The organism is Oikeobacillus pervagus (assembly GCF_030813365.1).
GTDB classification, from domain to species: Bacteria; Bacillota; Bacilli; order Bacillales; family DSM-23947; genus Oikeobacillus; species Oikeobacillus pervagus.
The window spans coordinates 1-1,588 of record NZ_JAUSUC010000100.1 but is presented as its reverse complement, the minus strand read 5'-3'; the positions used below and the strand labels follow the sequence as shown (position 1 = coordinate 1,588).

Here is a 1,588-nt window from a genome sequence, read left to right as displayed (position 1 = left end):
GATTCGTTCGACCCTCTCACACCACCGTACGTACGGTTCCGTATACGGCGGTTCAATAATTTGAGTGTATAGACTGGTACTTTTCGGATATATTCATATATCCGAGAAGTGCCAGTTTTTCATCTGTTAAAGACCTATGAAGGATGTAACTGGATGAAATTCTCCAGTAACCCTTTCGAGTATTTGACCATTCATAGGCTTTTTGCTCTTCGATACCTAGTCGAATAAGGTTTCTATATCTGGTTCGTGGCTTTTTCCACTGTTTCCAAATATATTGTCTGATTCGTCGTTTCAGCCAACCATTTATTTCTTTCATGAAGCTCTTCATTTCCCCAATGCCATAATAGTTTAACCACCCTGTCATTAGCTGTTTGATTTGCACGAAGAGGACTTCAATGCTTTTCCCTCTGTTCCGCTTTGTTATTTTCTTTAATTTCTGCTTAACAGTGGACTTAGCCTTTTGATGTGGTCGAATTTTGACACCGTTTTTAGTTGGCAGTAAGCAGAAACCAAGAAACTTTCGTTTCAATGGACTGCCCACTGCACTTTTCTCACGATTCACCGTTAATTTCAATTCTCCTTCGAGGAAATTGATTGAACTCTCCATTACTCGATAACCAGCTCTTTTGCTTTTGACGTAAATATTGCAGTCATCGGCATAACGGACGAATTTGTGTCCACGGGTTGTGAGAAGTTTATCGAATTCATTCAAATAAATGTTACTCAATAACGGCGATAAATTTCCTCCCTGTGGAGTTCCTTCCTCGGATGCTTGAAATAAACCGTTTATCATAATCCCACTCTTGAGATATTGCCGAATAAGACGTAAAACACGCTTATCTTGGATCTTTTTCTCAATATAGTACATGAGTTTATCATGATTTACTGTGTCAAAATAAGCTTTCATATCTATATCCACAACGTATTTATACCCTTGTTCGTAGTACGATTTTGCTCGTATGATAGCGTGATGCGCACTACGCTTTGGACGAAACCCAAAGCTATTATCGGAGAACGCAGGGTCAAAAATAGGTTGTAAAACTTGATTGATTGCTTGCTGAATCATCCGGTCGATGACAGTTGGAATCCCTAACTTTCTTACACCCCCATCGGGTTTTGGAATTTCAACCCGCAATACGGGTTGCGGGCGGTAGATTCCGTTGCGTAATTTCATTAGTAATTCTTCCTTGTGCTCCTTCAAGTGAGGGAGTAGCTGGTCATAGGTCATACCATCTATGCCTGCAGCCCCCTTATTTCTGACAACTTGGAGGTAGGCTAGATTGAGATTATTCCTTGATAGAATCTTCTCAAACAGATTTACACCATTTTGATTGTTCAGTTCACCATGAAAATTACTATGCACTCCGTCATACCCTTCATGTTCCACATTATCTCTCTGACGGTAGCCAGATTGTTCTGTTTTCTGCAGTTGTCGCAATTTCCGCACCTCCCTGTTTCCTCAAAATTATCATTGTTCAGTCCTTCACGTCCTGCCAGCGAACGTTACTATGACCTCTGCTGACTTCTTACGATTCATCTTCATGTCACCATGAGAATTGCACTGGCTCATTATCATTTAACTTGCACT

The 1,588-nt window shown here is 40.6% G+C and carries 1 protein-coding gene; it reads right to left on the bottom strand.

Translation table 11 applies throughout. The features are described 5' to 3' along the window. Positions 1 to 52: 52 nt before the first annotated feature. Positions 53 to 1,438, bottom strand: a complete 1,386-nt coding sequence (ltrA, locus tag J2S13_RS16795) for a group II intron reverse transcriptase/maturase (RefSeq protein WP_370874060.1) — start codon at positions 1,436 to 1,438, stop codon at positions 53 to 55. Positions 1,439 to 1,588 lie beyond the last annotated feature (150 nt).